The organism is Gimesia fumaroli (assembly GCF_007754425.1).
GTDB classification, from domain to species: Bacteria; Planctomycetota; Planctomycetia; order Planctomycetales; family Planctomycetaceae; genus Gimesia; species Gimesia fumaroli.
Map to the genome: position 1 here is coordinate 2,455,164 of NZ_CP037452.1, position 17,086 is coordinate 2,472,249.

Here is a 17,086-nt window from a genome sequence, read left to right on the forward strand (position 1 = left end):
AACACGACATTGAAGGCGGATGTCAAATCCGGAGAGGAAAACGACTTCCAGTTTGACTTAACCAGCAAGTAAGTTTCAATAGAAAATTGACCGCTACCAGCAAACCTTACCCTCAGCGGGTAAGGTTTTTTTCGTCGACAGGGTTTACAAAAAGCAGAGATTTGATGGTTTCTCTATAGCGCTGGGTAAATGTGCGGAAGATCAGCTGGATTGGGGGAACGTCTCAGAACAAGTCACTCGGGATGGTGAACCCTTGAAAAATGTAAACGTTATTTTCAACCTGTTGAAGGATGGCGATGGGAAAATCGAAGCCCCCTGGCTAGAAGGTATTCGTACCTGACCGCTATAACCAGCAAACTGAACTGCAAAACGAGTTGAAAGCGGGGGAGAATACGATTCAGCTTGAGTTGAAGACTCCCTGATCCGATCAGTGGGATAGAGGATCGAATCAACACTATTTCATATCTGTGATTCGCTCTCACTTCAAAAAAGCTTTCCCCTGCCTGAGTAGGGCGTTAGGATAGAAATGACCGGTGTCTGTCTGCTGGCACTGAAATTCCTTTCTCCTTGAGCTGAAACAGGTTGTCGATATGCCCTCTCAAGAAGCAAAGACTCCAGACAAACTGCTTCAGCTGGTACTGGTTTGTGTGTTCGTTGCGGTCATTCTATTTCCGCTGGCTTCCTGGTGGAATCAGCGTCAGGCCCATGTTCTTCGGGAACTCGTCAGTCAGTCTTTAAAAGCAGAAGACTGGCCCGCCGCGGAGCAAGCTGCCAGAAAATGGACCAGGCGCGAACCGGAAAATTCAGACGCCTGGCTCGATTTGGCAGAAGCCTGTCGGCAGCAGAATAAATTTGTGGAGACCGCAGACGCGTTAGGGCAGATCAGTGATACAGACCCTCGTGTTTTAAAATCACTGGCCATTCGAACCGACCTGCTGCTTTCTGAATTGCAGAATCCGATTAAGGCAATCGAAACCTGCCAACGGATCTTGAAAATTGACCCCCGGGCTGATCGGGCAAGGCAGCGTTTGATTTATATTGATGCCATGATGCTGCGCCGGCTGGAGATGGTCAAAGAAATCAGGCAGGCGATGGAACTGCATTGCGAACCACCCGAGGCCTACATCTATTTGTTGCTTTCCGATTCACTGAATTTCGGTAATGGGGCACCTCTTGTTTCCAGCTGGCTCAAAAGTGATCCCAAGAATGAGGATCTGCAAGTCGCGATGGCGATCTACGTTGCCCGGAGTGGGAGTCATCGATCGATGGTCTTGAATGATTCAAAAGTCATCAAAGGGGGAGATCAGTCGCTGATTGCGAATTGTTTGGAAAAATTCCCCAGTAATAAAGAAGTACTCGCTTTTTATCTGGAAAAAAATCTGGAACAGGGAGACCTGGAACGCGTTGCGGAATTACTGGAAGCGGTACCCGCGGATGCAGAGGATGATAATCGATTCTGGAGATTCAAAGGTCGCTTTCTCGCGCTAAAAAATCAGATTGATCTGGCAGAAGAATCCTATCGACAGGCGCTGAAACGGAATCCCTATGACTGGTTGTCCCGACTTGGTCTGGCGGAAATCTTAAGGCGGAAAGGAAATACCAGTGAAGCACAGGAAATGGCCCGGCTTGGTGCCAAAGGGAAAGCGTTTTCAAAAGAGTTGATGCAACTTGAAAATCCCAAAGCAATCAACCTCCCGTTATTGCAGGAGATAGGAGAATATGCGCAGGATTGTGGAGACAAACAAGTCCTGTTTTCTATTCAGAAGCGGCTCGATATAACTACTAAATAATTAGCAGAAAGTGACTGTATGCATGTTGTTTTGTGTACTTTTGCTGTGATTTCTGGTACGATTTATGACAAATGCATGAATATTACGCTTGATCTTGGAGAAAAAAACCTTATTGATAGTTAATGTAAATACCTTTTATTATTTGTGATTACTGTTTGAAGGGCCATTAAATTGAACAAGAATCGTATTGTAAGGCTATGCGGATCATTTTCACTTCTAATTTGTTTTAGCTTTGCTTTAACAGGTTGCGGTGGTGGTGTAGACGATGCTCCCACTTTGTATCCGGTAAAAGGGACCATCAAAAAAGATGGGACAGGGATCAAAGATGTCCGGGTCTCTTTTGTACCTGCCGAAGATGGGATTCCTGCTGTCGGCGTCTCTGGTGAAGATGGCAGCTACGAATTAAGTAATCCTAAGGGAGGCAAAGGAGCCCAGCCCGGCACTTATAAAGTCGTTCTCTCGGTGACCGCAGATGAATCCAGTTACTCTGGTGGCGGTGATCCCAGTAAAGCAAAATTACCATTTCCAAAATCTTACACTTCAAAAACTACAACTCCTAAAATTGCTGAAGTGAAAGAAGGTGAAAACGTCGTCGATATTGAATTCTGAACATGATCTGGTGAATCAATCGCACCACGATGAGAAGTGTTCTTCTATAAAGTATATTTCTGAATTTAATTGTGATTTCATGTCACTTTTGTCCTTTCTTTTCTTTTCTTTCAGGAGCGCCATTTTATGAGAAGAGTTTCATCCTTATTTCGAATGCGACAGCGAGCATTCACATTAATTGAATTGCTGGTTGTCATTGCGATCATCGCAATTTTGATCGCCTTGCTATTACCTGCCGTTCAGCAGGCACGTGAAGCGGCACGTCGTTCTACCTGTAAAAATAATATGAAGCAGTTAGGGGTTGCCATTCACAACTACCATGAAACACATGGGACGTTTCCTCTGAACTACGATGCTACCCGTAGTCCGGGTCAGATCGGGTGTTCGGTTTCCTGGATTTCCATGACACTGCCGTTTATGGATCAGGCACCTCTGTATAATCAAATGAACTTTGATGACATTACCAATACGTCAGGCTCTGCCTCTAATAATCCAGGTATGGACAGTGTTTCCAATGATTCGGCCAGGACGACTCCTATTCCGATATTACTCTGTCCCAGTAACCCGCAACCCAAATTGGCCAGCCTTGCGATGCACTACGACTACGGAGGGAATAATGGGAATTCACGCGCTCTCCAGGCAGCTAGAACCGATTACGTAGGCAGTATGGGCTTTATCTGGACTGGTTGGAAAGACTGTGGTGATACGGGGCAGAATGGTGCACCATGGATCGACCCAGGCAGAGACATCACCCATAACGATCTCAGTCGTGTTGGTGGTCTTTTCTGGTGGCGTGGTTCCGCTCGCATTCGCGATATTGTTGATGGTGCCTCAAACACGGTTGCCATTTATGAAAATCATCACTGGAACTTCAGCAAGAAATTTCCATCGGAAATTAATAAATGTGCTGCCTGGATTAGTCCTTTAGGAGCCATTGATACCCACACCTCGGCTATCAATGCTGATCCTGAAGAAGTCGCAGCAGGCAATGGGGCAGACGATACGCGCTGCACCAACTGGAGCAGTACCCACGTCGGTGGAGCGCACTGTTTGTTGACAGACGGATCCGTTCGCTTTGTCAGTGAAAATCTGGATCTTGGGATTAATAAAGCATTAGTTACCAAAGCAGGTGGTGAAACATTAGGTGAGTTCTAATTCACTGTTCACTTCATGTTTAGTGCAGAATGAATCACAACCTCCCCTCCAGATCTGGTGGGGAGGATTTTTTTACCGATTCATTTATTGTACTGAAGCGACTACACAGTCTGTATTCTTTTTAGAGCCTGAATCGTGATCATGTGCCCGAATCTGGATCGAACGGGGCGTTTATTTTTCACATTTCTTTTGTTTCCGCTTCTTGTCTCCTGTGATTTGATCGATGACAATTCGTCTCCAGACAAAACGGCGTCGCACGAAAAAACTGTGAATTCTCCCCCGAGTAAATCAAAATTCTCCCAGGGACTCACCTCGGATGTCTTTAGAGAGGAAACGATTGACCGGTCTCACATAGAGGTTCCGCAATTCCGTGATGTGCATGCGCAGGCAGGAATTGAATTTGTCTATGAGAATGGTGCCAAAGGGGATCAGCTCATGGTAGAAGCAATTGGTGGGGGCGCTGGTTGGCTTGATTATGATCGGGATTCCCTGATCGACGTCTATTGTGTCCAGGGAGGCGACCCGGTTTCCCATTCAGCGGAGCTGGGGCAGAACCAGGTATTTCGAAATCGGGGCAATGGTATCTTTGAGAAACTTCCTGCAGAAATCGGTGCTGCAAATGGGGGATATGGTCAAGGGGTCACCATCGCAGATTTTAATAACGATGGTTTTGATGACATCTATGTTTCGAATGTCGGAAAAAATGCATTCTACCAGAATATGGGAGATGGGACCTTTGAAGATATCTCGGAGGCTTCGGGGACAACCAATTCATTGATTTGGAGTTCCAGTGCTGCCTGGGGTGATTTGAACCGGGACGGAAATCTCGATTTATATGTCTGCAATTATGTCAAATTTGATGTGCGGAACCCCAAGTTTTGTACTGACAAGAAGGGCATTAAGCGGATCTGTCATCCGAACGAAATGGAAGCCGAGTACAATGAGATTTATTTCAGTCTGGGAAATGGTCACTTCAAGGTAGCCGGGGATGAGTGGGGGTTACGTGGCGAGGACGGGAAATCGCTAGGGGTTGTCATTGCTGATCTGGATCAGGACCAGTATTCCGATATTTATGTTGCCAATGATGTGACTCCCAATTTTTTGTTTCTGAATCACGAAGGGCAGTCTTTTCGAGATGCAGCGATCGAAAAAGGCTGCGCCATGAGTGGAGACGGCAATAATCAGGCCAGCATGGGGATTGCCATCGGTGATTATGATCGCAATGGATTTCTGGATTTGTATGTCACTCATTATACTGATGACTTCAACACACTCTATGCAAATCTGGGCGAAGCAGGATTTTATGATGCCACAAAAACGACTGGGTTACACCAGCCGACGATTCCATTTCTTGCCTTTGGGACCATTATGGGCGACTTCAATCATGACCGTCACATGAATCTGGTTGTGGCGAATGGACATATCGATCGCATGGAAGACCTGGGCTATGCCTGGAAGATGTCACCATTTTTATTTTCTTATCAGGGAGGCCAGTGGGTCGACTGCAGTGCAGACGCGGGTCCTTATTTCCAACGGCAGTTTATTGGTCGTGGGATCGCAGCCGGCGATTATGATAATGATGGTGATCAGGATCTGTTTATTGTAAATCAGACCGAGCCCGCGGCACTTTTGCGGAATGATTCCCAAGGCAATCACTGGTTAAAAGTGATGCTCACCGGGACGATCAGTAATCGGTCCGCCATTGGCACCAAGGTGGAGGTCAGGCAGAACGGCGAACGGTTTTATCAGGAAGTCGTGGGAGGCAGCAGTTACGCTTCCAGCAGCCAATATGCACTCTTTTTTGGTCTGGGAAAGATGGATGCTGACTGTCAGGTCAAAATTACCTGGCCCAGTGGAGAAACGCAGGTGCTGGAGCAGGTTCCCGTTGATCAGGTTCTGAAGTTGATCGAACCGGCGGCATCCGATTTAACGTTGAGGAAGAAACGGTTGTAGTTTTTTCTGGTGTTGCTGGCTGAGTTCCGTTTGTCCCCGTTGTTCGTATACCTGGGCCAGCCAGCCGTGTAATTGCCAGATCGAAGGGTTAATCTTGAGTCCGCGGTTTGCGTACTCGATGCCTTCATCGAATTGCTGTGTCAGCCCCAGCATGTGTACCAGTCGTCCATAAATCAGGCTGCGCCAGGGATTGATTTCGATAAAGCGTTTTCCGTATTCAATTCCTGATTTGTAATCCCCCGTGTCATGACAAATCTCCGTCAGTTTCCGTAATGCGGTTTCTGAATTCGGATTCACTTTCAGGGCGCGTTCTAATATCGCTTTTGCTTTTGCTTTCTCGCCAAGCAGGTTATAAGCCAGGCCAACTTGTGTGATTAAATCTTCATCTGTACTATCTTTGTGTAATAAAGGCAGCAGGAGTTGCAGGGCCTGCTGTGCATATTTTAAGTCATTTCTGGTTTCAGCCAGTGAGACGTAAAAGAAGCCTCGTGCACGCTGGATGTCATAAGCGGCATTTTCATCTTCGGGTTTTCGAAAGTCAGAAAATCGTTCTGTTTGAGCAGATGTTTGAGGCGGCTGATTTTTATGTCTAATGATGCGATGGTCCGTTAAAGAAGTATGCGGGACTGAAAAGGCAGATCGCTTGGGCATATGGCAGGAGATACAAGACTCTTTCGCCTGTTCAGGAGAATCTTCGGGCCGCGTACATTCGGTTGTTGACTCGCCATGGCATTTAAGGCAGCGCGATTCAAAATACGAGATGCGCTCTGACTTGCTGGGGAATTGATGAGGATCGTGGCATGAAATGCACCCCATCTGACCTGCGCTCTTTAGATAGCATTGGCTACGATGCATTTGTTCGACCTGACTGACAGCCTGGGTATCTCCCGTGTCGGTGATGCGATCTCCTTCCTGAAATACAATCCATAAATCTTCAATCAGATTGCCAGGGCGAAAATCGAACTCACCGCGACCGTAGCGAAGAATGCGGCCTTCACCTGTCAGGTGACATTGATAACAGACCGCGTCCCGGGCAGCCGGGGATAAGTTGATCGGATTTACAATCGGATCGGGCTTCTGTTGCTTTTCACTGGCTAAGTGCCATTGAATATGTGGTTCTCCGGGACCATGACAGCGCTCACAACCGATGGCGGTTTCTTTGAATGGGGTGGGATCAAAGTGGTCTTTGATTCCTTTTGTTTTGGAAACCGAGCCAATATGGCACTGGATGCAGCCATCAATCAGCCGTCGCTCAAATTGCTTGTGATGCCCGGGTTGATAGCCGGGAGAGAGATCCCAGCGTTGCTTGCCGGTATACCAGGAAATGGGCGACATGAACAGCAGCCCTGCATGGTTGATGACATAGGATCGCCCCCGTTTGCCTGAGCCGATGGCAAAGTCAATCGGCTCGGATTTGTCATAGACCAGCTCCTCTTCCGGCGTCATGCGTTTTTCATGATGATAGACTTTGCCCTCTTTTTTCTCGACTTCATACACGTGTGTCAGGGGAGACTGGAAACTGGTTTTGTGTTCGTAATCTTCAAAGACTAAGTCTCCAAGGACTGGCTGCGAGGAAAACGACATCGGATGTGATTGATAGGTCTTGCAAATTTCTGCATGGCATTCCTGGCAGGCCTGGCTTCCCACATAGCCTTCCGTCGAGGGCGCGGGCGGGATGGTGTGAACCAGGCTGAATTTCTCTTCCTGCGGATTCTCTGATGGCGGAGCAGAATGGGGCGTGTTCTCTTTGGGGTCGGTGCGTAAATACAGACCAGCCGTCACAAGTGTGACCGAAAAAAAGAGAACGATAATCAGAGACCATTGAGAACGCGTCATGGTTGTGGATTCACTGTTTTCTGTCAGAACTCAGTCTGAGAGGATTTTGCAATTGCGTTGTAGTAATCCCATCATAGCTTTTTCCGGATCTTGTAAAAACCGGTCAGGGACTTCCATCCCAGGAGAAAAGTAAAGATCCAGAGCAGGTAGTTTAATGTTCCGGGAAGGAAATACGTTTCGACGGGCAGCCAGGCATAAACGATGAATCTGGGACGAACGAGCCAACTGTAGGGGATTGCCAGCGAACTGCGGATCATGGCAAATGCAACGACGAGTGTGTAGAAAAACAGATACAGGCTCCCCGCGATGATCGTTGCTTCCCCATAGTGAATCAGAGTGATCGTCGTAAATGTCACAACAAGCTGGTCTGAGATTGTATCGGTAAAGGAACCGCGATTGCCGGCGATTTTCTGAAAGCGAGCCAGGGGACCATCGATTCCATCCAGTAGCACATGCAGCAGAAGCAAGCTGAACGCCAGTAGTTTTGCCTGATCCCAAGGCATTCCATAGCTAAAGCAGAAGCCGATTCCGCAAAGCAGAGACAGGCCGGTAAGGTGATTGGCGGTAATACCCCATTGCACAAACCGTTTTAACAACGGCAACAGCAGCAGATGGCGGCGGGACTGCGAGGCATCCATCATCGCCTGCTCGCCACTGGCATAAACAGAGACCTTACTTTTGGTTGGATTGGGGGGAGAGCACATGTTTTCAATCCCTTGTGTTCAGAACCAAAGTGACCTGCTGAGCTTAAACGCCTTCATTGTCTTGAAACAGTTGATCCAATGCGCCGGATGCTTTCACTTCTTCAAAGTTTCTGCGAAACGTTTTTTCCGATTCGGGATCGAGGTGTGGGGGGTGTCCGTGTTCTCGGATGTATTCCCCCATCGATTCCATCGTCTCCTGATCGAAATAATGGTCGCTCATTGCCAGTGAAACGATCAGTTCATCATCGGTTTTGGGTTTTGCCTGACATTCATCGCAGGCGAGGAATGAGCCGAATTTTAAGTGGCCGCATTGAAAGCAGACTGCCTTAGTCATCTCAGATCCTTTGGATTTACGCGTTTTCTATTCATTTCCGTGTCTTCGTGCTTTGCCGGGTGCACTTTCATTCTTACACGATCTCTCCCCTAGAGTATATCAAACTTTGGTGACAAAATGCCCGGACATTTCTTAGCTTTCCTTTTTATATGTCAGGGTTTTGATATTATGGAGAGAGCTCGCTTTTTAGAATTACCCAAAGCATTGCGGAACTTGAAAAAATTGTAGGAGCTGCCTGCCATGAAACTCTGCTGGTTCACTCAAAAGATCAACCGGACCGTTGCTGTTTTTTGTCTATTTATTTTCGCCATCGGGATGTCGGAACTGGTTTTAGCGGAAAAAAAGACAGAGAATCAACTGATCCCCGTCACTTTACAGAAACGGGTCAAACAGGAGTCCGGAAAGTATCTGCCTGTAAAGGAAGCCGTGTATTGGAAGCCGGCAGAGACCGCCATTATTGTATGTGACATGTGGGACGATCATACCTGCAAGCAAGCTGCGAAGCGCGTTGCCGAGATGGCACCAGCGATGAATGAGACTCTGAAAGCGGCACGCGATCAAGGGGTTTTCATTATCCATGCTCCCAGTGGCCGCATGAGCTTTTATGAAGGCACAGCCCAACGAAAGCGAGCCATTGACGCACCTTTCGCGAAAGCGCCCCTTGATTTCAAATGGAAATACTGGAACGACGATAAGGAAGGTCAGCCGCTGGACTTTGTCAGAGCAGGGGGCTGTGGCTGTAAAGTACCCTGCAAAGGCTGGGTGCCGGATGAAACGGGTTTGCGCCACTGGAAGGGAGAGAAGATTCCCTGGACCCGCCAGATCAAAACCATTGAAATTGCCGACGAAGATGCCATCAGTGACAACGGACAGGAAGTCTATAACATGCTGGAAGCGCGGGGCATTCAAAATGTGGTCTTGATGGGCGTGCATACGAATTTATGCGTTTGTGGTCGTCCGTTCGGCTTACGCCAGATGGTCTATCAGGGGAAAAACGCGGTTCTGTGTCGGGATCTGACCGATTCCCTGTTCCAGCAGAATGATCCGCCGATCAGCCATTTTCGGGGAACAGAACTGGTTGTGGAACATATCGAAAAACGAATCTGTCCTACGATTCCATCGACGACTTTTACAGGTAAATCCGAATTCCGGTTTGATGAAAATGCGACGCATTAAACTGGAGAACGTGTGTTTCATCTGATTAAGAACCGAACGACCGTGATTTCCTTCACATGATTTAAGAACTGACTGCAAGATGCATTTGTTAGACTATGGTGTTATTCTAGCCTATCTTCTGGTTTCGATTGGACTCGGTATTTATTTTGGCCGAAATCAATCACGGAAGGAATTTTTCGCCGCCGGGAATTCCATGGGTTGGTTACCTGTCGGATTGAGTGTGATGGCAACGCTGTTTTCTGCGAACAGTTTTGTGATGTATCCGTCGATCGCCTATGGAAGTGGTTTACGGATCAGCCTGTTTTTGATTGCCGTATCTCTGATGGCGCCGCTGGTACTGTGGGTGTTCATTCCCGTTTATGCACGGTTGAATTGTCAGACTGCGTATGAGTATCTGGAACGCCGTTATCATGTCTCGGTTCGTTCTCTAGCCAGCGGGCTGTTCATTTTCCTGAGGATTGGGTGGATGGCGTCTGCGACGTATGCGGCGTCGATTGTGCTGGCGAATGTGATGCAGGTTCCACAACTCACGGTGATTATTGTGCTGGGCGTTGTTTCTATTTTCTACACAATGCTCGGTGGTCTGCGGGCGGTGATGTGGACTGACGTGATTCAATTTTTTATCTTCACTCTCACGATTATATTGACGCTTGGCTTAATCCTTGCACAAACCGATGACGGAGTGTCGGGAGTCATTTCGACTTATTTTGAAGGGCGGAGCAATTTGCTGGTCGATTTTTCTCCCTCCCTGACGCTGGAGTATGGCAGTTGGGCAGTTTTGATCGGCCTGTTTCTGGAAGCACTGTCGGCCTTTGGTGCCGATCAGGTTGCTGTACAACGCTATATTGCCGCGCGTTCTGAAAAGACATCGCAAGTCGGTTTCATGATTAATGTGATCGGAATGTGGACCGTTGTGCCCGGATTGTTGGCCATTGGAGTCGGCCTCTATTCTCATTATCATCAATTTCCAGAACAGATGGTTTCAGTGCTGGCAACTGAGCTCAATGGAGAACTGCCTGACTGGAGAGCCGATGCCGCTGGTAATGGGATGACGGTTCCCCATTTTTATGAATCGTATCCGGAGTATGTGGCCGAAGACATTCAGGCGTTGAAGCTTCAAGATCAGGCATTGCCGCAGTACGTTCGTCTGCATTTTCCGCCGGGCGTGGTGGGGTTATTCCTGGTTGCATTAATGGCGGCGGTGATGTCCAGCATTGATTCCGGGATTCACTCGGTGACGACTGCACTGATGGTCGATTTTCGCGATCGGCATTTCCTCCATTTAAAGCCGGATGATAATAAAATGGAAGTGCTACAGGACCGTGCGCTGGTGGTCTTGATCGGTGTGCTCTCGATTGTGCTGGCATGCAATGTGGGTGAGATGGGTGATGTGTTCGCGATCGGGAAAAAAGTGACCGCCGGTTTTGGCGGGCCATTACTGGCCGTGTTTATTCTGGCTCTGTTTTTCAAAAACTCAACGACAGCGGGGGTTCTGGTGGGAACCCTTTCAGGCGCCGTGATTACAATAGCGCTGATGTATATTTCCTCAGACTGGTTTTCCGTCTGGTTCTGGCCGATTGGCTTTGGACTGACTATGGTGATCGGTGTGCTTGTCAGTCTGTTGACGGTTTCTTCTGGTAAGACTTCTGCTGATCACCCCTTAACCTATTGGAATGTGGTACAAAGTCAAAATAAGAATGATACTGATTTAAGCGAGTAATTCTCCTATGAAATATGCAGAAATGACGGCAGTAGAACTGAAAAACGTATCGCGTGATGAAACACTCGTTATTTTGCCGATTGCTGCAGTCGAGCAGCATGGCCCGCATATGCCAACCGCGACGGATGAGATTATCTGTACGGCGGTTGCCGAACAGGTCGAGCAGCGGCTCAAGGAATCACTTTTATTGTTGCCGACGCTCTGGTTGGGGGCCAGCCAGCACCATCTTCGCTGGGGCGCCACATTGACGACGCGCGTGGAAAATTATGAGACGCTGTTGTGTGAGATTTGCGAAACGATACTGAATGACGGTTTCCGCCGGGTGCTGATTTTGAACGGGCATGGCGGAAATATCGCCCCGATGCAGATTTCGTTACGGCGGCTGCAGGTGCAATATCGCAACTGTCAATTAATGGCAGCTTCTTACTGGTCGATTGCAGAAGCAGAAATCGCGGCTTTGATGGAAGGAGAGTGCAAAACAGTGGGACATGCCTGCGAGGCGGAAACATCTCTGGTGATGCATCTTCGGCCGGAACTGGTACGCGAATCAAAAATCGAAAACTTTGACGACTATGCTTTGGATCTTGTTGATGGTGTCTATCTCTGTAATGACATGTATCAGCGAACACAAAAGGGGGCTACCGGCCGTCCCGATCTGGCATCAGCAGGGAAGGGCGAGCAGATGTTTTCTGTAATTTGCGATCGTGTGGTTGAAGTACTGCAGCGATTGGGGCACGCTCCCTTGCCTACGCTCGATGGTGGTTTTGCTGAAGGCTAACGGCACAGAAAATGGGGTTTTTGATGAGATTATTCGCTCTAAGCCACTTTTGTGTCGCTGTTTAGAACATCACGACGACAAACGTAAAACGGCGTTAACCCCTGGTTTTCTTGCGTATAAGTTATGCGCCGAAAGTCATGAACTTGCTGGGGAAATTCCTATTTCAATGATAGTTTGTTTTTTCTACAATCCCCGCCGATGTAGATAACTCTTGTCTACACAACAAAAACCATACACATAATGAAATGATTATTGTTCAATCTTTGATCGCATCTCTCTCAGAGGAGCATCAATGATTGCCACAAAGCCTGTCTTATTTTCATAGCGAGTGATTCATGATTCCAAAACGCGATGTACAAAAGTTATACAATCTTCCCTCTGAAGTGAAGTTCTGTCGAAAATGTACGATTTCGAATCAACGTCCGCGTATTACCTTTGATGAACATGGCGTCTGTAGCGCCTGTAATTTTGCGGTGGTTAAGAGAAATGAATTTGACTGGGAACAGCGCGAGCAGGAACTGTTGGAACTCTGCGATCGTTATCGAAAAAACGATGGCAGCTATGACGTGATTGTTCCCTGTAGTGGAGGAAAAGATGGCAGCTTTGTGGCGCATCAGCTGAAATATAAGTATGGCATGAACCCGCTCACCGTCACCTGGGCTCCTCTGATCTCAACTGAGTTGGGCCGAAAGAATCTGGATTCGTTCATTGATGCGGGTTTTGACAATGTCTTCGGAAAGCCCAATGGCGTTGTCACCAGAAAGTTAACGCATCTTTCTTTCAAGCATATGGGCGATCCGTTTCAGCCATTTATTTATGGACAGACCAACTTTCCAATGAAAATGGCAGTACAACACAATGTTTCGTTGATTATGTATGGCGAAAACGGTGAGGTTGAATACGGCGGCGACATGAAAAATGCCTTTCGGCCGACACGGGAGATTGCCGATCATGATTCTCATTATTTCTCAGGACTTCCCCCGGAATTCTGGGAGCAACACGGCCTGACTCGTGCGGATCTGGCACCATTTATGGCTCCTAAGTACCAGGATATTGTGAAGAATGACACCCAGATTCATTTCTTCGGCTACTACAAGAACTGGGATCCTCAAGAAAACTACTATTACTGTCGTGAGCATACGGGACTGGAACCCAATCCGGAACGTTCTGAAGGAACCTACTCAAAATATGCCAGCCTGGATGACAAAATTGATGGTTATCATTACTACCTGGCCTACATCAAGTTTGGAATTGGTCGTACAACATCGGATACGGCTCATGAAATTCGTGATGGAAAAATTGATCGCGAAGAAGGTTGTGCCCTTATCAGAAGATATGATGGAGAATTCCCTCAGAAGTATTTCCAACTGTTTTTGGAATATTGCGATATGACCGAAGGGGAGTTTCATGAGATCATTGACAGCTGGCGAGCCGACCACCTTTGGAAAAAAGTAAATGGTGAGTGGGCGCTCCGACATGCCGTTTACGATGAAGAAGAGCAGCAGGGTAATATGGCGGCATGAGTAATCTACGTTTGATACCACGGCTGGATATTAAAGGAAAAAATTTAATTAAGGGCGTTCACCTGGAAGGATTGCGCGTCATAGGCGATCCACAGGAGTATGCCGTTAAGTATTATGAGGACGGTGCAGACGAATTGATTTATATGGATGCTGTCGCCAGCTTGTATGGCCGCAATAATCTATCTGAAATCATCAGTCGCACCGTGCAGAATGTCTTTGTGCCGATTACCGTCGGGGGAGGCATTCGTTCCGTCGAAGATGTCCAGCGTTTGTTGCGATCCGGAGCAGATAAAGTCGCCATAAATACGGCTGCTATTGCCAATCCTGAATTAATCAAGGAAGTTTCCAACCGATTCGGTTCACAATGTATGGTCCTTTCCATCGAAGCGAAAAAGATGCCCGATGGAAAATGGCATGCATTTACCGACAACGGTCGTGAGCGGAGCGGCCGTGATGTTCATGAATGGGTTCAGCAGGCGGTTGGACTGGGAGCGGGCGAAGTTCTTCTGACATCAATTGATCAGGAAGGGACGCGCAAAGGCTTTGATTTGGAACTGACGCGATCAGTTTCAGAAATCGTACCCGTCCCCGTCATTGCCAGTGGTGGAATGGGATCGGTGCAGGATCTGTTTGCTGTTGTCGACCAGGGAAAAGCCGACGCTGTGGCGATGGCGGATATTTTACATTATGACCGGATGACGCTTGTGGAAATTCGCGATGCTGCGCTGGCTGAAAAGATACATGTGAGGCAAGTATGACCCAGAAAGTTGTCATCATTGATTATGGTGCGGGAAATCTGCTCAATGTCGTTCGTGCTTGTGAGCATTGTGGGGCTGATGTAACTATCGCTGATTCCGCAGAAACTATCATGCGGGCGGATCGGCTGATCTTACCTGGTGTGGGCGCATTTTCGGACAGTATGCAGGAACTTGAAAAACGGGAGATGGTCGAGCCGATTTTAGCCTATGCAAAGTCGGGGAAGCCGTTGCTGGGAATTTGCCTGGGGATGCAGATGTTGCTGGATTCCAGCGAAGAATTTGGGATCTGGGATGGTCTCGGTCTGATTCCCGGAAAAGTCGTCAGTATCCCGGCGACTGGCGTGGATGGAACGCCGCATAAAATACCTCATATTGGCTGGAATCAATTAATTTCAGGACAGCGCGACAGCTGGGCGCAAACGGTATTGGATTCAATTCCTGAAGATTCATCGGTCTATTTCGTGCATTCATTTATGGCGGTGCCGACAGATGATGCACATCGGCTGGCTGATTGTGACTATGATGGCCGGCAGGTTTGTGCTGCCGTTCAGCGCGAAAATATTATTGGATGTCAGTTTCACCCCGAAAAAAGTGGTCCTGTTGGATTGCAGATTATTCAGAATTTTCTTTCGTTTTGAATCATCCATTTTCGGGGAAGCTGGATCGTTTTATGAGTAGAATAAATTTAAGAGTTGCTTTCTCAGGAAATTGAGAAGCAGAAGGTTGTCAAGCAGATTAGAGTCTGATTGATTCAGAATTTGAATAGAATTGAAACCAGAACGAGATCGAAAACAGTCAGCCTCGTTTGTGAGTGAAACTGAGTGTTTTCTTTTTGGTTGTGTATGAATCCCTTGCTGAACAGGGCTGTTCCAGTGGGACGGAAGGAACCGGAATGTGTGGAATTATCGGGGGCTACGATCGCGAAAAACGCCCTTTTGGGACGGAGCTGGCAGAACAGGCTTGTGAACGAATGGCTCATCGCGGGCCCGATGATCGAGGTTACCACGAGGTAGACGGGATGCTGGTGGGAAATCAGCGATTGTCTATTTTGGATCTGGCCGGTGGCCATCAACCCATGTTTTCCGATGATCGACAGGTGATCGTCGTTCAAAACGGGGAAATCTATAACTTCAGAGAACTCGCCAAAGGACTCGGCTGCCGAACCAGCTGTGATACTGAGGTCATTCTCAGATTGTATGAGCGAGACGGTGAGGATTTTGTAAAACAGCTTAATGGTATGTTTGCCATCGCGATTATTGATCGTCGCAAACAATCCATGTTGCTTTACCGTGATCGAGTCGGGCAAAAACCGCTCTATCTTCATGATGATGGCAAGCGGCTGCTGTTTGCTTCCGAGGTCAAATCCCTGTTTGCGATGGGGGTGAAAGCGGAGATGAACTGGGAAGGCTTCGATGCCTATCTCACGTACAATTTTGTCCCCCCGCCGATTACGCTCTACAAAAATATCACGCATCTCATGCCGGGGCACTTGCTGAAAATCAGTCCTCAAGGGACCGAGGTTCGGCGTTGGTGGAATCTGGCGGAGAAGCCTGTAGAATGCCGGTCTGAAGCGTCCTGGTGTGAAGAGATAATTGATACCTTACAGGCTGCTGTGAAGATTCGATTACGCGCGGATGTGCCTTTAGGGGCATTCCTTTCAGGGGGCATTGACAGTTCGTCCGTTGTGTCTCTGATGAGTCAGGAATTACCACATCCGGTGCAGACTTTTTGTATCGGATTTGATGATCCCCGGTTTGATGAATCTCAGTACGCCCAAGAAGTCGCCGATCAGTTTGGTACCCGTCACACGTGTGATGTGTTGAATCCCAATTTGACGGCAACCTGGCCGCTGACTGTTTATCACAACGATCAGCCACACGGCGATGTCTCTTTCATGCCGACCTACTGGGTCAGCCATCTGGCGCGGAAGTCAGTCAAAGTGGTCCTGACTGGCGATGGGGGAGACGAGCTGTTTGCAGGTTATGATGTTCATCGTAACTTTTTTGCCAACCAGGACTGTACCCTCCCGCGCGAGCAGATTGAGGATGCCTATATCAGTGCGATCAGTTTATTACAGCCGTCTGCAAAGCAGGCACTGTATTCAGCCGATGCAAAGAGTCAGCTGGTGGCAGAGGATGCGTCCCGGTTTGCCAAGTCACATTTGGAAGAGTTTCGACACCTGGATCCGATCAATCAGGCGTTGGCTCTGGATACCCGGTTTTTGTTACCTGGGAACAATCTCGTAAAACCAGATAAAATGGCAATGGCCGTTTCGTTGGAGCCACGTGCTCCCTATTTAGATTATCGAATGGTAGATCTGGCATTTCGGATTCCAGGATCACTCAAATTACGCGATGGCGTGACAAAATCCATATTGAAGAAAGCCTGCGAGAAAATTCTTCCTTCCAGTATCATCTATCGTAAAAAGCAGATGTTTACCGTTCCCATCGGAGAGTGGTTTAAGCAGGAGCTAAATCCCTTTGTGAACGACGTTTTGCTTTCGCCTCGATCGCTGGAAAGAGGCTTTTATCGACCTGAGCGCGTTCGAGAAATCATTCAGGAACATCGCACTGACAAAGTCAATCATACGCGTACAATACGTGCACTTCTGGCATTGGAACTTTGGCAACGAACATTTATTGATCAGGCCTTTGACCATGCTCCAACCTATGCTGATTTGGGCATCAATAGTTCTGTTGAATTCGGAACCGGCTCCAGAAATGCTGCTTAGGCAATGAACTTCAAACACA

Annotated in this window: 15 protein-coding genes (1 of these 15 running past the window's edge); 12 read left to right on the forward strand and 3 right to left on the reverse strand. The window is 47.9% G+C overall.

Annotation, left to right across the window (positions count from 1 at the left end; translation table 11 throughout):
- From Enr17x_RS09405 to Enr17x_RS09425, 5 genes are all read left to right on the forward strand, one after another.
- Positions 1-72 carry the final stretch of a carboxypeptidase-like regulatory domain-containing protein gene (locus Enr17x_RS09405; protein ID WP_145308087.1) on the forward strand. Its footprint begins 339 nt before the window's first position, so the window shows 72 of its 411 coding nt (coding positions 340-411); its start codon lies beyond the left edge, outside the window; the stop codon is at positions 70-72.
- Between the two features lie 518 nt (positions 73-590).
- On the forward strand, positions 591-1,790 hold the full coding sequence (locus tag Enr17x_RS09410; RefSeq protein ID WP_145308089.1) for a tetratricopeptide repeat protein: 1,200 nt from the start codon (positions 591-593) through the stop codon (positions 1,788-1,790).
- Positions 1,791-1,961: 171 nt separating this feature from the next.
- The gene (locus Enr17x_RS09415) at positions 1,962-2,399 is read left to right on the forward strand and encodes a carboxypeptidase regulatory-like domain-containing protein (RefSeq protein WP_145308090.1); all 438 of its coding nucleotides are present in this window, start codon (positions 1,962-1,964) and stop codon (positions 2,397-2,399) included.
- Positions 2,400-2,525: 126 nt separating this feature from the next.
- The gene (locus Enr17x_RS09420) at positions 2,526-3,554 is read left to right on the forward strand and encodes a DUF1559 domain-containing protein (protein ID WP_145308092.1); all 1,029 of its coding nucleotides are present in this window, start codon (positions 2,526-2,528) and stop codon (positions 3,552-3,554) included.
- A gap of 141 nt (positions 3,555-3,695) precedes the next feature.
- On the forward strand, positions 3,696-5,507 hold the full coding sequence (locus tag Enr17x_RS09425; protein ID WP_145308094.1) for a CRTAC1 family protein: 1,812 nt from the start codon (positions 3,696-3,698) through the stop codon (positions 5,505-5,507).
- Here Enr17x_RS09425 and Enr17x_RS09430 read toward each other — a convergent pair.
- The 3 genes from Enr17x_RS09430 to Enr17x_RS09440 form a co-directional block, all read right to left on the reverse strand.
- Positions 5,481-7,343 carry a tetratricopeptide repeat protein gene (locus tag Enr17x_RS09430; protein ID WP_145308096.1) on the reverse strand — a complete coding sequence of 621 codons (1,863 nt, stop codon included), beginning with the start codon at positions 7,341-7,343 and terminating at the stop codon, positions 5,481-5,483. The two genes, Enr17x_RS09425 and Enr17x_RS09430, sit on opposite strands and share 27 nt — an antisense overlap.
- Positions 7,344-7,414: 71 nt before the next feature.
- The gene (locus Enr17x_RS09435) at positions 7,415-8,047 is read right to left on the reverse strand and encodes a CDP-alcohol phosphatidyltransferase family protein (RefSeq protein ID WP_145308099.1); all 633 of its coding nucleotides are present in this window, start codon (positions 8,045-8,047) and stop codon (positions 7,415-7,417) included.
- 43 nt (positions 8,048-8,090) lie between these two features.
- Entirely contained in the window at positions 8,091-8,381 is a 291-nt protein-coding gene (locus Enr17x_RS09440) for a hypothetical protein (protein ID WP_145308101.1), read from the reverse strand.
- A gap of 240 nt (positions 8,382-8,621) precedes the next feature.
- On the opposite strand from Enr17x_RS09440, the gene Enr17x_RS09445 reads away from it, so the two are divergent.
- The 7 genes from Enr17x_RS09445 to asnB all read left to right on the forward strand — a co-directional run bounded on the left by Enr17x_RS09445 (position 8,622) and on the right by asnB (position 17,067).
- On the forward strand, positions 8,622-9,557 hold the full coding sequence (locus tag Enr17x_RS09445; protein ID WP_232100999.1) for a hypothetical protein: 936 nt from the start codon (positions 8,622-8,624) through the stop codon (positions 9,555-9,557).
- Between the two features lie 79 nt (positions 9,558-9,636).
- Complete coding sequence (locus Enr17x_RS09450; RefSeq protein ID WP_145308103.1) at positions 9,637-11,277, forward strand: sodium:solute symporter family transporter; 1,641 nt, start codon at positions 9,637-9,639, stop codon at positions 11,275-11,277.
- A gap of 7 nt (positions 11,278-11,284) precedes the next feature.
- Positions 11,285-12,055 carry a creatininase family protein gene (locus tag Enr17x_RS09455; RefSeq protein WP_145308105.1) on the forward strand — a complete coding sequence of 257 codons (771 nt, stop codon included), beginning with the start codon at positions 11,285-11,287 and terminating at the stop codon, positions 12,053-12,055.
- A 335-nt stretch (positions 12,056-12,390) separates the two neighbouring features.
- Positions 12,391-13,578, forward strand: a complete 1,188-nt coding sequence (locus tag Enr17x_RS09460; RefSeq protein ID WP_198001064.1) for an N-acetyl sugar amidotransferase — start codon at positions 12,391-12,393, stop codon at positions 13,576-13,578.
- On the forward strand, positions 13,575-14,336 hold the full coding sequence (hisF, locus tag Enr17x_RS09465; protein WP_145308107.1) for an imidazole glycerol phosphate synthase subunit HisF: 762 nt from the start codon (positions 13,575-13,577) through the stop codon (positions 14,334-14,336). Before Enr17x_RS09460 ends, hisF begins: the two co-directional genes overlap by 4 nt.
- Entirely contained in the window at positions 14,333-14,974 is a 642-nt protein-coding gene (gene hisH / locus Enr17x_RS09470; protein ID WP_145308109.1) for an imidazole glycerol phosphate synthase subunit HisH, read from the forward strand. Before hisF ends, hisH begins: the two co-directional genes overlap by 4 nt.
- A gap of 254 nt (positions 14,975-15,228) precedes the next feature.
- Positions 15,229-17,067 carry an asparagine synthase (glutamine-hydrolyzing) gene (asnB, locus tag Enr17x_RS09475; protein WP_145308111.1) on the forward strand — a complete coding sequence of 613 codons (1,839 nt, stop codon included), beginning with the start codon at positions 15,229-15,231 and terminating at the stop codon, positions 17,065-17,067.
- The last annotated feature ends 19 nt before the right edge of the window (positions 17,068-17,086 follow it).

What these genes read in the sequence shown, in the direction of transcription:
- Enr17x_RS09410 (WP_145308089.1), top strand. Translation starts at nt 591, where the DNA reads ATGCCCTCTCAAGAAGCAAAGACTCCAGACAAACTGCTTCAGCTGGTA.
- Enr17x_RS09420 (WP_145308092.1), top strand. Translation starts at nt 2,526, where the DNA reads ATGAGAAGAGTTTCATCCTTATTTCGAATGCGACAGCGAGCATTCACA.
- Enr17x_RS09425 (WP_145308094.1), top strand. Translation starts at nt 3,696, where the DNA reads ATGTGCCCGAATCTGGATCGAACGGGGCGTTTATTTTTCACATTTCTT.
- Enr17x_RS09430 (WP_145308096.1), bottom strand. Translation starts at nt 7,343, where the DNA reads ATGACGCGTTCTCAATGGTCTCTGATTATCGTTCTCTTTTTTTCGGTC.
- Enr17x_RS09435 (WP_145308099.1), bottom strand. Translation starts at nt 8,047, where the DNA reads ATGTGCTCTCCCCCCAATCCAACCAAAAGTAAGGTCTCTGTTTATGCC.
- Enr17x_RS09440 (WP_145308101.1), bottom strand. Translation starts at nt 8,381, where the DNA reads ATGACTAAGGCAGTCTGCTTTCAATGCGGCCACTTAAAATTCGGCTCA.
- Enr17x_RS09445 (WP_232100999.1), top strand. Translation starts at nt 8,622, where the DNA reads ATGAAACTCTGCTGGTTCACTCAAAAGATCAACCGGACCGTTGCTGTT.
- Enr17x_RS09450 (WP_145308103.1), top strand. Translation starts at nt 9,637, where the DNA reads ATGCATTTGTTAGACTATGGTGTTATTCTAGCCTATCTTCTGGTTTCG.
- Enr17x_RS09455 (WP_145308105.1), top strand. Translation starts at nt 11,285, where the DNA reads ATGAAATATGCAGAAATGACGGCAGTAGAACTGAAAAACGTATCGCGT.
- Enr17x_RS09460 (WP_198001064.1), top strand. Translation starts at nt 12,391, where the DNA reads ATGATTCCAAAACGCGATGTACAAAAGTTATACAATCTTCCCTCTGAA.
- hisF (WP_145308107.1), top strand. Translation starts at nt 13,575, where the DNA reads ATGAGTAATCTACGTTTGATACCACGGCTGGATATTAAAGGAAAAAAT.
- hisH (WP_145308109.1), top strand. Translation starts at nt 14,333, where the DNA reads ATGACCCAGAAAGTTGTCATCATTGATTATGGTGCGGGAAATCTGCTC.
- asnB (WP_145308111.1), top strand. Translation starts at nt 15,229, where the DNA reads ATGTGTGGAATTATCGGGGGCTACGATCGCGAAAAACGCCCTTTTGGG.